Annotated in this window: 12 protein-coding genes; 9 read left to right on the top strand and 3 right to left on the bottom strand. The window is 60.6% G+C overall.

The features are described 5' to 3' along the window. Positions 1-1,000: 1,000 nt before the first annotated feature. The 4 genes from JQ611_RS01240 (at position 1,001) to JQ611_RS01225 (ending at position 6,500) form a co-directional block, all read left to right on the top strand. Complete coding sequence (locus tag JQ611_RS01240; RefSeq protein ID WP_283816687.1) at positions 1,001-4,180, top strand: AAA family ATPase; 3,180 nt, start codon at positions 1,001-1,003, stop codon at positions 4,178-4,180. 86 nt (positions 4,181-4,266) lie between these two features. After that, a complete protein-coding gene (locus tag JQ611_RS01235; RefSeq protein ID WP_212464305.1) occupies positions 4,267-4,776 on the top strand; it encodes a hypothetical protein in 510 nt (169 codons plus the stop codon). 43 nt (positions 4,777-4,819) lie between these two features. Next, complete coding sequence (locus tag JQ611_RS01230) at positions 4,820-5,989, top strand: Gfo/Idh/MocA family protein (RefSeq protein WP_212266040.1); 1,170 nt, start codon at positions 4,820-4,822, stop codon at positions 5,987-5,989. A gap of 49 nt (positions 5,990-6,038) precedes the next feature. Continuing rightward, positions 6,039-6,500 (top strand): hypothetical protein, encoded by a 462-nt coding sequence (locus tag JQ611_RS01225; protein WP_212464304.1) that lies wholly within the window; start codon positions 6,039-6,041, stop codon positions 6,498-6,500. A gap of 25 nt (positions 6,501-6,525) precedes the next feature. On the opposite strand, the gene JQ611_RS01220 is transcribed toward JQ611_RS01225, so the two are convergent. Both JQ611_RS01220 and JQ611_RS01215 read right to left on the bottom strand, forming a co-directional pair. Beyond that, positions 6,526-7,836, bottom strand: a complete 1,311-nt coding sequence (locus tag JQ611_RS01220) for an ABC transporter substrate-binding protein (RefSeq protein ID WP_212266042.1) — start codon at positions 7,834-7,836, stop codon at positions 6,526-6,528. A gap of 219 nt (positions 7,837-8,055) precedes the next feature. Further along, positions 8,056-8,703 (bottom strand): sigma-70 family RNA polymerase sigma factor, encoded by a 648-nt coding sequence (locus tag JQ611_RS01215; RefSeq protein WP_312011056.1) that lies wholly within the window; start codon positions 8,701-8,703, stop codon positions 8,056-8,058. A gap of 391 nt (positions 8,704-9,094) precedes the next feature. Between JQ611_RS01215 and JQ611_RS01210 the strand changes: the two genes are divergently transcribed. Beyond that, on the top strand, positions 9,095-10,021 hold the full coding sequence (locus JQ611_RS01210) for a catalase family peroxidase (protein WP_312011796.1): 927 nt from the start codon (positions 9,095-9,097) through the stop codon (positions 10,019-10,021). A 26-nt stretch (positions 10,022-10,047) separates the two neighbouring features. On the opposite strand, the gene JQ611_RS01205 is transcribed toward JQ611_RS01210, so the two are convergent. Continuing rightward, a complete protein-coding gene (locus tag JQ611_RS01205; protein WP_212464302.1) occupies positions 10,048-10,980 on the bottom strand; it encodes an AraC family transcriptional regulator in 933 nt (310 codons plus the stop codon). A 441-nt stretch (positions 10,981-11,421) separates the two neighbouring features. On the opposite strand from JQ611_RS01205, the gene JQ611_RS01200 reads away from it, so the two are divergent. The 4 genes from JQ611_RS01200 to JQ611_RS01185 all read left to right on the top strand — a co-directional run bounded on the left by JQ611_RS01200 (position 11,422) and on the right by JQ611_RS01185 (position 15,472). Continuing rightward, positions 11,422-12,072, top strand: coding sequence for a response regulator transcription factor (locus tag JQ611_RS01200; RefSeq protein ID WP_212464402.1), 651 nt, complete (start codon positions 11,422-11,424; stop codon positions 12,070-12,072). Between the two features lie 81 nt (positions 12,073-12,153). Beyond that, on the top strand, positions 12,154-12,567 hold the full coding sequence (locus JQ611_RS42925) for a response regulator (protein WP_212390025.1): 414 nt from the start codon (positions 12,154-12,156) through the stop codon (positions 12,565-12,567). A 143-nt stretch (positions 12,568-12,710) separates the two neighbouring features. Beyond that, complete coding sequence (locus tag JQ611_RS01190; RefSeq protein WP_249132828.1) at positions 12,711-14,354, top strand: ATP-binding protein; 1,644 nt, start codon at positions 12,711-12,713, stop codon at positions 14,352-14,354. Between the two features lie 167 nt (positions 14,355-14,521). Beyond that, positions 14,522-15,472 carry an AraC family transcriptional regulator gene (locus tag JQ611_RS01185; protein WP_212464301.1) on the top strand — a complete coding sequence of 317 codons (951 nt, stop codon included), beginning with the start codon at positions 14,522-14,524 and terminating at the stop codon, positions 15,470-15,472. Positions 15,473-15,507: the final 35 nt, after the last annotated feature.

The raw sequence follows: 15,507 nt of genomic DNA, 5'->3' as shown, positions 1-15,507 counted from the left end.
ATGGCGCTTTTGCTGCAAGGTTAGAACTAAAGCGCGCCCGGCCACAAGCCACAATGGAACGCGGATGCAACCTTTGGGACCCTACGTTCGGGGGATCATCCGAAGTGACGCCGCCGCGACCGTTGGCCGCGCTGGCCGGCCGCCGGCGCAGATATGGCGGATCGCCCATTCCCGCCGCGGGACGGCGGCCGGGACCGCCGACGGGCTCGGCGCCGCTGGCGCGAGGCCGGTCGGTGAGTTGAAAGGTCGTTGCGCCGATATTTCTGATCGCCAATGCGCAGGCGGCGTTCAAAGGACCTGCAGGAGCTGAACGCTTACGGCAAGTCACGGCCCGAGGGCCTGACCTTTGGGTACAGGCAGAGGCTGGCCGCGCGCTTGCCGATCCCGAGGTGAAACAGAAGCTGCTGGTCCGGGGGCTGGAAGCTCACGCAGCGGCACGGCCGCGGAGTTCGGCAAAGTCATCGACGGCGAGACGCGCAAGTGGAGCGCGGTGGTCCGCGATGCGGCCTCAAGGGGGAGTAGGCTTTCTCCTCACTGATCGGTTGCACCTACCGTGGGTGTCGAAAGCCATTATCAGCGTTGCATGGCAGCCAACAAAGTCGAGCCTCAACGTCTATTGCTAGATCGCCGCGCAACTGCTGTTCAGGTGTTGAAGCAAGGCGGTGACCATCTCATCCGCGATGAATGTCGAGTCCGTCCACCGAACGTCAGGTTTTTTCCGTCGGGCGGTATGACTGCGCCGGGTACCCCGAGAGTTCGGGGGCTGCCGGCGTCCGATCTGCTCCGATGAGCCTACATGGTTAAGGCTTGACCCCGCAAAGTGGCCATCGGCACATCCAGACGCGGGGCAGACAAAAGGCCGTCTTAATCCGCTGGTTCATCGGGGATAACAACCTTGCAGAGGCGGGCGGAATGGGTCACCATTCCGAATGGCAGCTAAATACAAGGCTAAATACGAGAAATTACTCGAATAATCGACTGATCCCGTCAGGACGCGATTATGTTTTGTGATGCGTGCCGATCGGCAATGGATGAGCGGGACAAGTACTGCGCGGCCTGCGGGGCTCGGGCGCTGCAAAAGCGGTGCGACAGCTGCGGTAAATCCAATCGGCCGGAAAGTAGTTTCTGCGCTTATTGCGGAGGCTCGCTACGCGTAACCATCAACGGCGGCGGTGCTGTTGCCGAAGATGTCCAGGCCTCTACCGAACCCAAGGCCGAACTCAAATTCGTAACGATTCTGCGCGCGGATATTGTCGGCTCGACGAATATTGTTGCGGACCTCGATCCCGAACATGCCGTCTCCCGTCTCGAACCCGCACTGTCAGCGATGCGAGCCGCGGTTCGACAATTTCGCGGCACGGTCAGCAAGGAGCTCGGGGACGGATTGGTGGCCGCGTTTGGCGCCCCAAGCGCTGACGATAACCATAGTCGCCTTGCCTGCCACGCAGCGATCGAACTGATCCGGCGTGTTGCAGAACTTGGCGACCCCAGCATCCAGGTGCGCGTGGGGCTGCACTCCGCCTACGTCCTGGCCTATGTCGTTTCGAGTGACGTCTCCCACGTCTACGAATTCGGCGGTTCAGCACAGCACTTGGCGGAACGACTGCAGGCTGTCGCCCCATCGGGACAGATTATGGCCTCGGAAGCGTGCCGGCTGCTATCCGAAGGGTTCATTGACTTCGAGACGATGGAGCCGAGGCATCTGAAGGGCTTCGCAAACCCAATTCCGATGTACAGGGTAGTCGGGGTTCACCAGCTTTCAACCTGGCAGGTTCGCAAGGCTCGAAGCATCGGGCGGTTCGTCGGAAGAGACTCTGAAATGAAGTCTCTTAGAGCGGTGGCCGACGGAATCGCCAAAGACGGGAAAATGGTTTCCGTGCTTGGCGATCCCGGCATCGGCAAATCGCGTCTGGTGTACGAGTTTGTGGAGGAGTTGCGGGCGGCCGGTTGGCGCGTGATCGAGGCCGAATGCAGCCCGCCCTTGCAAGCCTCGCCCTTTGCCGTGTTGAAGAACGTTCTGCAATCGGCGCTGTCGCCACATTTGCGGGCCGGCAAGCCGATTCCGGGCGAGGATCCGCTCGCCGGTTTGCCGCCGATCTGGCACGCGGCGATAGATGCCGTGCTGGACCTTCCGGTTTCGGATCCGGATTGGAGCAAGCTTGAGCCCAGGCAACGTGGTCGGGCAATTGCAGAGGCAAGCCGTGCCGTCATTGAGCGCATAACCCAGGACTCGCGGGTCATGCTTCTGATCGAGGATTTGCACTGGATCGATAGTGCGAGTGCGGCGCCAATTGAATCCCTGGAATCACTGACCGCCCGTCATCCGTTGCTGATCGTGACCACCAGCAGGCCGACCGGAACGCCGGAGCTGCGTAGCCGACGAAGCTCCGTCAGTCTGTGGTTGCGTCCGCTGGACGACGACGCCGGTCGCGAGATGCTGGACGATATCCTTGGGCATTCCCCGTCGGTGACGGACTTGAAGGACCGCATCCTCCGGCATACCGGCAACGTGCCGCTTTTCATCGAAGAGGTGTGTCGCGGTCTTTCGGATCAGGTCGTTCTCGGCGGGCACCACGATAGCGCCAGCGTTGACATATCTCCGGATAGATTGGGCATGCCCGCGACCATTCAGGGCATGATCGCCGCGCGTATCGATCGTTTGAGCTGGGATGAAAAGATTCTCCTTCGGACAGCGGCTGCGGTCGGAACACAGGCAACCGCCCGCATCTTGCAGGAGGTAACGGGCCTGCCGGACGAGCAGCTGCAGTCTCAACTGGCCGCGCTCGATCGCGCCGAACTCCTGATCGAAGTCAGTTTGTTGCCAAGTCACGTCTACGAATTCCCGCACGAACTGATCCGCCAGGAAGCGTACGAATCCATGCTGGAAGCGGCGCGTGAAAAACTGCATCGGCGAATTCTCGCCAGTATCGAGGCTGGAGTGTCGGGTCGCCTGGACGACCAGTCCGATGTTCTTCTATACCACGCAACAGGCGCAAAGGACTGGCGGAAGAGTGCGCTGTTCGCCCGCAACATAGCCAGGAAATGTATTGATCGTTCGGCGCTGGCCGAGGGCGCGCAATATTTCGGGATTGCGATCGATGCGCTCGACAAGGCGCCGCTATCGGCCGAGCGCGAGACGCTTGCCATCGATCTGCGGATTGAGTCGCGCGTGGCGTTTTCTTCCTTTGGCGTTGTCGACAAGTGGCTGAGTCTGGCGAAGGAGGCCGATGCGCGCGCAGCGGCGATCGGGGACCATGCGCGCAAGGTTGCGACCATGGCGGTGCGCGCAGCGGCGCTCAATTTTTATGGCGCGCCCGTCGAAGCGATCGAGGCCGGGGAGGAGGCTGTCGGCAAGGCCGAGCAACTCGGCGATCGTGGATGGCTGAGCTACGCGGAGTTTGGCTTGGGCCAGGCTTATTTTGTCGCGGGCCGGTGCCGTGAAGCGGAGAAAATGTTTGCACGCGCGTGCCAGCAACTGACGGGGCCCGATCCCAGGGCTCCGCTCGGCAACACCCCGCAAGGTTTGGCGATACTTTGCTACATGATGTGGGCTGTCGTGCTGAGTATGTTGGGGGAGTGGGACCAGGCAGAGACCGTTCAGGGGCATGCGCGCGCGATTGCAGATCGCACCGGCCGACCCATCGATCGCGTGTCGGTTGGTTATTGCTCGGGCTCGATCCTGCTCAACCGCGGTGATTTCGCGGGCGCAAAAGTCGAGCTTGAGAAGGCGTTGAAGCTGGCCAAGGAACACGAAACAAAACTCTACGTCCCAATTCTTGCTTGCCTTTGCGGAATGGCAAATCTGGAGCTCGGCCTAATCGACGAGGCCAAAGTCGTTTTGACGGAAGCACGAGACCAGGCACACGCGGTCGGTCATTCATCGGTCATGTTGCGGGCGCCCAACTACCTGGCGCTTGCACAGAACGCGTCTGCGGATGCGCTGGAAAACGTGAGATCGGTTCGCGCTGGAGCTCGCCAGCAAGGGTATGAAGGTCTCGAAGCGGAAACATGGTTATCGGAAGGGAGGATGTTCGCGATGCGGCCGGAGGCTGATCCGGAACAAACAAGCCAATGCTTGCGGAACTGTATCGCCATTGCCGAGCGGCTTGAGCATAAGCCTCTTGTCGCGAAAGCGGAGGCGTTACTGGTCAAGGTGAACGGCGAGTCCGTTCGACACTAAAGGCTGCTCATCAACTTTGAAGGCATCGTCAATTACGTCTGGTGTGAAACGGCCTCTTGAGGCAGTGAAACAAAGTGGAGGTGACAATGGCTGAGAAGAGCTTTTTTGCCGGGTTCTATCAGAACCCGAAATTTATTGACGCTATGAACAAAAACTACACGACCAGCGCCATGAAGGAGAGCGTCAAGACGCTGCAAGGTCATGCAAGCATTAGCCTGGCGACCATGAAGTGGGGTGAATATCAGCCCGTCCTGACGCCGCGGGATAAATGGCCCGGAAAGACCTACGAACTTTGGCAGGAATCGATGCTGGCGGCCCGAGACAGTCTCGCGACGCAACCCAATAAGCTGCAGCTCTCGCCGGACGATGCCGCGGTGCCTGCTACAAAGTGCGATCTGGCCGACGCCGTGATTCGAAAGTGTTTTAACTCGGTACCGCCGATCCAAATCGTTATCGCGGTCGAGGTGAAAGAGGCTGGCGCTAAAGATCCAGCCGCCCACGACCTCAAGATAGAATGGACTGCCATGGGCGGAGAGCCCACCCTCAAATTCACTATGGTCTGCCCTTACGAACCGCCAACGTCGAAGGGGGGCTAGCGGGCCGAATTACTGCCGGCTAGAGAAGACTCCTGGAGGTATCATGGCAAAGATCAGGGTCGGTCTGGCCGGCTGCGGCTTTGTGTCCGAGCTGCATATGTATGCGTACAAGCGCGTCTACGGCCTGGATGTCGAGGTCCGGGCCGTCGCGGCGAGGGGCGATCATGTCCTTGAGTTCGCCCGCCGGCACCAGATCCCGACGGCGTATCGCAGTTTTCGCGATTTGATCGCCGATGGCGAGCTCGATGTCATCGACATCTGCACGCCGCCCAATCTGCACGCCTCGATGATCGTCGAGGCGATGCAGGCCGGCAAACATGTCGTCTGCGAAAAGCCGTTCGCGGGCTATTTCGGGCAGGACGGCGACAGGGCGCCCATCGGCAAGCATGTGCCGAAAGCGTTGATGTACAAGCGCGTGCTGGAGGAAATGGAGCGCACGCGCGCGGCGATCGAGAAGACCGGCAAGCTGTTCATGTATGCGGAGGATTGGATCTATGCGCCGGCGGTGACCAAGACTGTGGAGATCCTCCGCGCCACAGGGGACAAGATCCTGTTCATGAAGGGTGAGGAGAGCCACAGCGGCTCGCATGCGGCGCATGCCGCGCAATGGGCGATGACCGGCGGCGGTTCGCTGATCCGGATGGGGTGCCACCCGCTTTCGGCGGTGCTTTATCTCAAGCAGGTCGAGGCGAAAGCACGGGGTGAGACGATCAGCGTCGCCAGCGTCAGCTGCGACGTCGGCAACGTTGCGGCGTGCCTGCGGCCGGACGAACGCGGCGTCATCAAGTCCAATCCGGTCGACGTCGAAGACTGGGGTACGCTCACCACGACTTTCTCCGACGGCACCAAGGCGACGATATTTTCCGGCGACATGATCGCGGGCGGCGTGCGCAATCTGATCGAAACCTATACCAGCGGCGGCGCGCTGTTCGCCAACATCACGCCGAACACGCACATGATGAGCTACCAGACATCAGAGGAAAAACTCGCGAGCGTCTACATCACCGAAAAGGTCGATCGCAAGACCGGCTGGCAATATGTCTGCCTCGAGGAAGAATGGACGCGCGGCTATTTGCAGGAAATCCAGGATTTCATGGAGTGCGTCGCGACGGGGAGGCAGCCACTCTCAGATCTCGCGCTGGCCTTTGAGACGATCAAGGTCAACTACGCCGGCTATTGGGCCGCCGAAGAGGGCCGTCGCGTCACGCTGTGAGTTGATGATCTCCCACGCCCCGCTTCCTGCGGGCTGCCTGGAGGTTCCGATGACGAATCTGACGAGGCTGCTTGTCCTGGCTAGCTCTTGGATGTGGGGCGCGGGCGCTGCATATGCATGTTCCTGCGATCCCGTCTCTCCCGAAGCCGGCTTTGACCGCGCCCAATACGTGTTTGCCGGCAAGGTTGTCCGCGCGGACCAGCACGCATGGCTCATCGAGGTCGAGCGCGCGTGGAAAGGCGGTGAACGGCTCGCTCGCACCATCAAATTAATGGACGTCTACGCAACGCTGGACTGCGAGTTCTTCTTTCAAGCTGGGCAGCGCTATGTTTTTTTCGCGATCCTGGCGAAGGGTGGTCGAGAGGTTTTTTATCACCCACAAGCGTGCAACTGGACGAGACCCTTGCAGTCGACGCGCGTTCCCGTCGAGGGCAATGAATCGCTATGGCTCGAGGATTTCATCGCTCGCGAGCACGGCGCGGGCGAGCAACCCCGCGCCGAGCGCCCTTGACGAAGCCACCGAACGATCAAATACGCTACGCCGCGTAGACCGACGATTTCGGCAGCGGAAACACCGGGTCCTGCGTCCTGATATTGGTAGGCCAAACCACCGAGATGTGCTCACCGGCATTCTGCATCACGACCGGGGTCGAACGCTCGTTCTGACCGGCGAGCGGCGTGCCCGGCGGAAAGAATTTGACGCCGTAGCCCTGGATCGTGCCGCCCGGCGGGATGTCGACGTCGAGCGCGGCCTTGCGAATGGCATCGGGATTGAAGCCGCCGTATTTGTCCTTGGCGACGGGCAGCACGCTGTTGAGCAGGATCCAGGTCTGGTTGAAGCCCATCGAGCAGTGCGGCGGCACGTCGGTCGCGTTGGTCTTCTCCTTGTAGCGTGTGATCATTGTCTTGGTGAGATCGCCGATGCCGGGCGCCAGTTTGGTCGGATCGAGCAGTTGCGCAGGCACCGGATCGATGTTGCAGAAATTGTCGATGTCCGCGGCGAAGGTGGCGCGCAGCTTGTCGAGCTGGCTGTAGCCCGCGCCGGCCCCGAACAGCATCTTGAACTTGAGGCCGTTCTCGCGCGCCTGGCGCAGGAACAGCGTGATGTCAGGATTGTATCCCGCGTGAGAGATCACGTCGGGCCTCGCACGCTTGAGCTTGGTCACCAGCACCGAGAGGTCGGGAGCGGACGCCGAATAGCCCTCGCGGAGCACGACCTGAAGGCCGGCCTCCTTGGAATAGGCCTCGTCGGCGGCGGCGACACCGACGCCATAGGGTCCGTCCTCGTGGATCAGCGCGACCTTGACGTCCTTGGGCTCCATCCCGAGCTTTGCTTTCGCATGCTCGGCGATGAAGCCGGCGAAGGCCTGGCCGTACTGATCGGAATGAATCTGGGCGCGGAAGACGTATTGCAGGTTCTTGTCCTTGAACACGGCGGTCGAGACCGCGGTCGTGATCCAGAGGATCTTTTTCTGCTGCTCGACCTTGGCCGCGAGCGGCACCGCATGCGAGCTCGCATAGACGCCGTTGATGATGTCGATCTTCTCCTGGTCGATCAGGCGCACCGCCTCGTTGATCGCGACCTCGGGCTTGCTCTGGGAATCGGCGGCGACGGCGGCGACCTTGTACTTGCCGCCGATGCCGCCCTTTTCGTTGACGAGATCGATGGCGATCTGCGCGCCGATCGAGGAGGCAACCGATCCGCCGGCTGCAAAGGGGCCGGTCAAGTCGTAGATCAGGCCGATGCGTACCGTTTCGGCTTGCGCCTGGGCACGTGTCCAATCGAAGCTGAATGCAGCGGCCGCAGCCGCAGAAGTCTTCAGCAGTGTTCTGCGTGAAGTGGGCATCGTGTCCTCCCATCGATTTTTCTTTGTTATGGCCGAGTATTTTGACAATGCGCTGGAATGTCAACGGCTTTGCCGAGTGGTTGATCGCGATAGCAGCGTTCCCGGCCGCAATTGCTGCGTCGCCGCGTCATGTTCGCCGCTCGAACCTGCCTCCCTTAACGTGTCGCAAGGGGGCCGGCCGCGGAAGGCCCATCAATTGCCGATAGCTGTGCCCGCTCTTTAGATGCAAGCCGCCAGATGACTTTGCTTTCCCCGCCTTGTTGACGTCGGGACCTCGAAACCGGCATTCACGAGCATGCTCGCAAGTTGCTTGCGCGCGTAAAACATTCGGCTCTTCACGGTGGCAAGAGGAATATCGAGCATTTCGCTCACTTCAGCGGGCGAATTCTCGCGATCGTAGACCATGTCGATGATTTCGCGATGGGCTGGAGACAGCTGGGCGATGCACGCGCGCAAAATGCCGTTGGTTTCCTTTCGATCAAGCGCGATTTCCGGCGTGTCACCGGCATCTGCGATTCCGTGCACATCATCCTGATCGATGCTCTCGTGAATGCGCTCTCGCAGCGAGTTGATCGCCTTGAAACGGGCAATCGAGAGCAGCCATGTGGAAACCCGCGCGCGATATTCGAACCTGTTCGCGGAACGCCAGACATCGAGGAATACCTGGCTGACGAGATCCTCGGCAATGCCCGGATTACGGACCGTGCGCTGGATGAAGTGAAGAACTCTGGCGCGATGACGGGCGAACATGATGTGCATCGCGGTCTTGTCGCCCTCCGCAACGCTCTTGAGAAGTATCTCGTCGGAGATGCTTTCCTCCGCCTCCGTCGCATGGCAGCTGGCATAGGCCAGCTTGCCATCGTTGATCGCATCGGACTGCCCGGCTAAGCACTTATGGTTCTTGCCGATGAAGTCAGGCAGGATCGCGGCCGGAGAAGTCGGCAGGGAGCCGCGCGAAAGGACTTTATCCCGACACCGATCCGGCAATGAAACAGGCTTCTCCGCTGCTTGCCGCCGCTCGCTTACCTGCATCGTCCTCTCCATTTTCTTGACGCGATGGCACTGAGGATGCGTCGCATGGAGTCGTTTGCGCTACCCTACGAGGGGTGCGTGCTTCTAGTCCCCTGGTCTAGGGTGAATGAGCCCGTGCAGTGGGGATGGGGCGCAGGATCGGACAATACATGGTCGCTTTAGGAAAGACGCCCGATTTGCACAGCGCCTAAAATGCGCTCCGTGTGCTCAAACCCAAGGTCCCGCCGTGGTCCAGTTCCCAGCCGGCGCGGCCACACCCGCGTCCATCGTCGACGCCCTGGACGCGCTAGCCGGTCATCCGCCAAAGGCGCGCGCGAGCTTTGCCGAGGGCCGATGCGTTCGCGGCACCTATATTCCGTCGGACCGGGCGCCGGAAATAACGAGATCGCAAAGCTTCACAAAGCCATCACGCGTGCTGGCGCGCTTCTCGGTGAGCGGCGGCGATTCGAAAGCAGCGGATACCGACAACCGCGGGCTGCGCGGCTTCAGCTTCAGGCTCGGCGGCGAAGATCATCGTTCGCACATGCTCCTGCAAAGCGCTCCGGTGCATTTTGCGAGGACGCTCGACCAGATGCTGGCTTACCTCAAGGCGCGCATGCCGGGACCCAGCGGCAAGCCGAACATGAAGAAAGTCAAGGCATTCTCCGCCGCCAATCCCGAAACGCTGCATCAGGCCAACTACATCGCCGCGCTTCCGCTGCCCGGGAGTTTTGCGGGCACGACCTATTGGGGCGTGCACGCCTTTCCCGCGACGAGTTCGAAAGGCGAGACGCGGTTTATCAAGTTCAAGGTCGCGCCAGTCGGCGCAGACGTCACGCTGACCGGGGATCAGGCGAGGGCGAAGTCTGCCGATTTCCTTTACGACGACCTCAAGAACCGGATCGCCAAAGGCGATGTCCGGCTCAATGTGATGGCGCTGCTCGACCGCCCCGACGATCCCGTCATGGACGTGACCATCCGATGGCCGGATGAGGATGCCCGCGAAACGGTGCGGCTGGGCACGATCGTCATCACCGGTGTTGAAGCGGACGAGGCGTGCGACGCCTCCATCTTCAGTCCGGCAACTCTCGCCGAAGGCATCGCTCATCCGCCCGACGAGATCTTTGCGGCGCGCCGCGCCGCCTACGTCATCTCACTGGGGAAGCGTCGCTGATCCGCTACGCCCGACATTGGCCTGGATCAGTTCTCGGTTTCCGGGGCATTTTGCGCTTCGCGGCGCCACGCTCCCGGGCTGACGCCGACCGCGGCCGAAAACACCCGCGTAAAGTGGCTCTGATTGGCGAACCCGACCGATATCGCAATCTCGGACAGCGACAGGTCGGGGACGGTCATCAACTGCTTGGCCGCCTTCACCCGTTGGCGAAGCAGCCATTGGTGCGGTGGCAAGCCGGTGGAGCTGCGAAAAGCCCGTGAAAAATGGCTGACCGACAGATCAAACTCGGCCGCGATTTGTTGCAATGAAATTTTCCCGCCCAGATCGGACTCGATTCTTTCACAGGCGCGCCTCGCCTGCCACGGCGCCAAGCCGCCGCGGGTCGGCTTGGCGTCGGGACGCAGTCCGCCATACGCCTGCGCGACGTGTGCGGTGAGGGCGAGCATCATGTGATCGACGAAAAGCTGATTGGTCTCGCCCGGCCGGCGCAAGCCTTCCTGCAGCGAGGCGCCAATGTGACGGATGACCGCGTCATCATGGGCGACACCAAGATCACAGGCGAGTTCACCGACGCGAGGCGTGCGGGACTGTTCGGTGAGGCTGTCGAGCGCGGAGCGCGGCAGGTAGAAAAACAGGGAGTGGAATGGCTTGTCGATCACATAGCGGGGATCGCGCTTGAGATCGTACAGATATGTCGTCCCCGCCGGAACATCCGCCTTCATCACGCATTTGCCATTCTCCCAGAGTTCGCAGTCCGGGAAATCGTGAAGTTTCAGGCTGACGAGAAAAGCATCCTCCAGCGCGAACGAACCGGAAAGACCCGGCACGGGGTTGTCATTTCGGGTTTCAGTGAATGCGAGCTGCACACCGCGCAGTGACCGCGTCATCAGCGACGGCGGCGCATCCTTCAAATGCAGGATTTGCCCGAGCCTCTGCCCGAAGGCGCCCGTCTGTATCATCTGGTTCGGTCTCATGCGCGGAATTGGACCAGGCAGGTCATCATCGTATCGCGAGGTCGCGCCGGATTATCTGATATCAGCGAGCGATCGTCTAGGCTTGCTCGTAACACGCGAAGCTGTTGCGACATCAACCGGCACGATCGCGGGAAGGTGATTTTCGGAGCAAAGTCAATGATTTTCCTGCTTGATCACCGGGGCACGCGTCCGCGGCGTCTCAGCCCTTAGTATCACGATTGCGCGCTTGGAGCAGGTTCCGACAAAGGACGGCGGCTTTAGGAAAGACGCCGTACTTGTACGGAGTTTAGAACACGCCCCGAACGATCGACTCAAGTTGAACGACCGCGACAGGCAACGGGGCAGTAGCGATTAGGAGACTAAGCAATGCTTGCCACCACCGCACTTGCTCGCTCATCCGCCCTACCAACCTTGCCCCAATTACCCATGAGCATGGCTGCCGACAATATGGATCGCCCACTCGTCCTGATCGTGGACGATGACGAGGACGTCCGGTTCGCAATTCGAGAACTTCTGCTGTCGGTAGGAATCGACGCATGTTGCTTCGGATCGACACAGGAACTGTTGCAGGCCGATCTTCCGGAGCGGCCGGGCTGCCTGATCCTCGATGTTCGGATGCCCGGCGCAAGCGGCCTCGATCTTCAACATCATCTCGCCTTGAACGGTCATACGAGACCGATCATTTTCCTCACCGGTCATGGCGACATCGCGATGACCGTGCAGGCGATGAAGGCGGGCGCCATTGACTTCCTTACAAAGCCCGTCCGGGACCAGACGCTGCTCGACGCCGTCACAGCCGGAATCGAGAAGGACGTTTCGCTACGGACCGCCGCCCGGCACGTCAAGCTGCACGTCGACCGCTACGCGAAGTTGACGCCGCGCGAACGCGAGGTCATGCGTGAAGTGGCAAGGGGCCGCCTCAACAAACAGATCGCGTTCGATCTCGGCATCAGCGAGATCACCGTCAAGCTCCACCGTGGCAACGTGACGAAGAAGATGCAGGCCACATCCGTCGGGCAGCTCATTCGCATCTGGGAACTGCTGCCTGCGGAGATCCGGGAGCAAAAATCACCCTAGACCAAAGGATGGTTACGACCCGGCCAGCAATGGGCGAGACGAGAGTGTGGTCAGCCGGCCACGCTAGCGAAGGTTATCGGCTTGTCCAAAGCGCCCCTGGTCGCAATCGTAGATGACGACGAAGCTGTTCGGGAGGCCCTTTCCGACCTCCTTATGGTGCTGGATCTATCGTGTCGCACTTTCGATCGAGCGGAGGCCTTCATGGCGGAATATGTCCCTGACCGGTTCGCTTGCCTGATTACCGACGTGAGCATGCCGGGCCATAGCGGGCTTGACCTGCTGCGGCATTTGCGGAGTCTCCGTTCCGCGATGCCGGTCATTATCGTCACGGCTGACACCAATCCGGCGACCCGATCTCGCGCCATGAGAGGTGGGGCCTATGCATACCTGACCAAGCCGGTAAGCAGCGACGTCCTCTTTCGTTACCTGCAGTCCGCCCTGAGGCACGCCGGCTGTGGCCCTGACTGCGATGGGCAGAGGCCTTCCGATGGCTAGTCCTGTCCACAAAGCCGCCCCGGGCGGCCGCGAACAATCCTTCACACTCCCGTCCGGGATGGCGTTATCCGATTTCGCATCTGACGTGGGATCACGTTCGGAGGATTTGCGCGCAACAGACATGCGTGTCGAGGTGGACTGACATGCTCCACAATATGCAGGTACCCGCGGACATCATGCGAAAATGGCAGGAGATCGCAGATCTTCTGGCCGATATTGTGAATGTCCCCTCCGCCTTGATCATGAGGGTAGAGCCGCCAAACATCAAAGTCCTCGTTTCCAGCGAGTCCAAGGAAAATCCTTACGAACCGAACGAGGCCGCGTGTCTCAATACAGGACTCTATTGTGAGACTGTAATGAACACCCGTCGACCATTGATCGTCCCGGACGCCCTGCAGGATGAAGCGTGGAAATCCAACCCTGACATCAAGCTGGGCATGATCTCATACCTCGGCGTGCCGATCAGTTGGCCCGATGGCGAGATCTTTGGAACGATTTGTGTTCTTGACAGGAAGAGCAACGGATACAGCGATCTCTATCTCAGACTGCTGTTGCAGTGGCGCGACGTGCTGCAGGCGGACTTGAGATCCATTGCAACCACGCAGCGGGAGATTGAGCAACGTGAAGCGAAAATTCGCCGCCTCGTCGATGCCAACATCATCGGCATCGTCATCTGGAATGACGAGGGGCGGATTCTTGATGCCAATAGCGAGTATTTGCGCATCGTTGGGTATGATCAGCACGATCTCCTGTCCGGCCGCGTGAGCTGGGCGGACATGACGCCTCCCGAATGGCGTGATCGCGATGCGTTGATGATGTCCGAGGTAAAAAACAAGGGAGCCGTGCAGCCTTTTGAAAAGGAGTATATCCGGAAGGATGGCAGCCGTATTCCAGTGTTGATCGGCATCGCGACCCTTGAAGCGACAGACAGCCAGGGTGTCGCGTTTGTGCTCGATCTGACCGAGCGCAGACGGGCAGAAGTGGAAGCGCGTGAGAGTGAGCGGCGATTCCGCAGCATGCAGACGGAATTGGCCCACGCCAATCGGCTGGCAACTTTGGGGCAGCTTACGGCGTCCATTACGCATGAGGTCAAGCAGCCGATCACGGCCGCGCTCCTGAATACCCAAACCGCTCAGCGCTTCCTCGCTCGCGAGCAGCCGGATGTCGAGAGGGCGAAGAAGGCAATAGACCGAGCCGTGCTGAACGGCATGCGTGTCACTGAAGTTGTCGACCGGACGCACGCATTGGTCAGGAAGGAGCCGACGCGAAAGGACAGCCTGGAGATCAATGAAACGATTTCGGAAGTTATCGGATTGACGCGCGGTGAAGTGTCGAAAAACAGCGTTCAATTGCGGACTCAGTTTGCGGAGGGTTTACCTGTCATTCAGGGCAGTCGGGTCCAGATTCAACAGGTGATGCTGAACTTGATCGTAAACGCAGTCGAGGCGATGAGCCAGATAAGCGACGAGCCTCGGGAGTTGCTGATCAGCACCCGGGTTGAAGCTGATGCTATTCTCGTTGCGGTGCGAGACTCTGGCCCGGGGCTGTCGGAGGGGGCGATCGAGCGAGCCTTCGAGGCATTTTATACCACGAAGTCGAGCGGCCTGGGGATGGGACTTTCCATCTGCCGTTCGATCGTCGAGGATCACGGAGGACGATTGTGGGCGGCAGCAAACGCCCCAAGCGGTGCGGCGTTTCAATTCACGATTCCGATTAGTTCGGATGCCGGGACTGATGACGAACTGAGCCTCCCAACCTCAGCATTGCCGAGCACGGCGGCCGCATGACGCGATTGTCTGCGGCTTAACACACGTCCCAGCCAACCTATCCCAAGGTACAGGTTGATCTACCCGCCGGGCCAGCGGGATCAGACGCGCCGCATGATACCGTCACTCGGCGTTTGCCATCATCCTATAGGTCAACAAGAGACAATGGCTAAAGTGAGCACGAGACCATGAGCAAGCCGAACTTGCGCGAACCTTCGGAGGATCTGCCGGCCGCGTCTGAAGCGCGCCGGAGCGACTTGCCGAATGCCGATGGGCGTGCTGCCGATGCGGAGATGGCGCGCGTGCTTGGGACCACGCCCTTTCACATGGCTCTGGATTCCTCCGGTGCCGGGATCGCCCACTGGAAGCATGAACCATTGCACGACGTCGTCGAGCCGATGACCCATCACGTCATCATGGCCTACAACGGCACGATGCAGCGCGTGGAGCGCCGGACAGGAAGCTCGGTTGCGATTGGAACGTTTCGTCCCGGGGTCGTGATCATCATCCCGGAAGGATCGAGCTCCCGATGGGATATTCCGAAGCCCGTTGATGTCGTTCAGCTCTATCTTCCGCACACAATGCTCGATCGCGTTGCCCGCGAAGCCGACATCGCCGCACCAACCGATCTGCTGGAGCGAACGGGGCATCCGGACCCCATTACATCCCGATTGCTCCTGACCGCGGCCGATGCCATGGAAGGCAATGGGCCCCTGGATACGCTGTTCAGGCATCAGCTGACGGACCTGCTGGCCACGCGCCTGTTGGCTGCGCACACCGGCTCGCCAACCACGTTCCAGCCGACCCTGGGTGGGCTGTCGCCGTCGGTGCTGCGCCGCGCCATCGAACGCCTGCGCTCGGACAGCGACGCGGACGTCTCGCTCGCGGCGCTGGCTTCGGATGCCGGGCTGTCGCGCTTCCACTTCTGCCGTTCCTTCAAGGAAAGCACCGGGCTTTCACCCCATGCCTGGTTGCGCCAGCACCGGCTCGAGCAGGCCATGAACATGCTGCGCGACACTGACGAATCCGTCGTCTCGATCGCAGCCGCGCTTGGTTATTCCTCCCAGACCGCGTTCGCCGCCGCATTCCGGAAGCTGACCAACGAAACACCGGGCGAGTGGAGACGGCGTACGCGATAACAGCGAACGCTCTGCGGGTAACAGACCGCCCTCAA

Origin of the sequence: Bradyrhizobium sp. AUGA SZCCT0182, from assembly GCF_018130185.1 — a bacterium.
Classification (GTDB): domain Bacteria; phylum Pseudomonadota; class Alphaproteobacteria; order Rhizobiales; family Xanthobacteraceae; genus Bradyrhizobium.
The sequence above is the reverse complement of the archived record's forward strand: the minus strand, read 5'-3'. Positions and strand labels throughout refer to the sequence as shown.

Coding starts and splice junctions, on each gene's coding strand:
- JQ611_RS01240 (WP_283816687.1), top strand. CDS start 1,001: ATGTTTTGTGATGCGTGCCGATCGGCAATGGATGAGCGGGACAAGTAC.
- JQ611_RS01235 (WP_212464305.1), top strand. CDS start 4,267: ATGGCTGAGAAGAGCTTTTTTGCCGGGTTCTATCAGAACCCGAAATTT.
- JQ611_RS01230 (WP_212266040.1), top strand. CDS start 4,820: ATGGCAAAGATCAGGGTCGGTCTGGCCGGCTGCGGCTTTGTGTCCGAG.
- JQ611_RS01225 (WP_212464304.1), top strand. CDS start 6,039: ATGACGAATCTGACGAGGCTGCTTGTCCTGGCTAGCTCTTGGATGTGG.
- JQ611_RS01220 (WP_212266042.1), bottom strand. CDS start 7,836: ATGCCCACTTCACGCAGAACACTGCTGAAGACTTCTGCGGCTGCGGCC.
- JQ611_RS01205 (WP_212464302.1), bottom strand. CDS start 10,980: ATGATACAGACGGGCGCCTTCGGGCAGAGGCTCGGGCAAATCCTGCAT.
- JQ611_RS01200 (WP_212464402.1), top strand. CDS start 11,422: ATGAGCATGGCTGCCGACAATATGGATCGCCCACTCGTCCTGATCGTG.
- JQ611_RS01190 (WP_249132828.1), top strand. CDS start 12,711: ATGCTCCACAATATGCAGGTACCCGCGGACATCATGCGAAAATGGCAG.
- JQ611_RS01185 (WP_212464301.1), top strand. CDS start 14,522: ATGAGCAAGCCGAACTTGCGCGAACCTTCGGAGGATCTGCCGGCCGCG.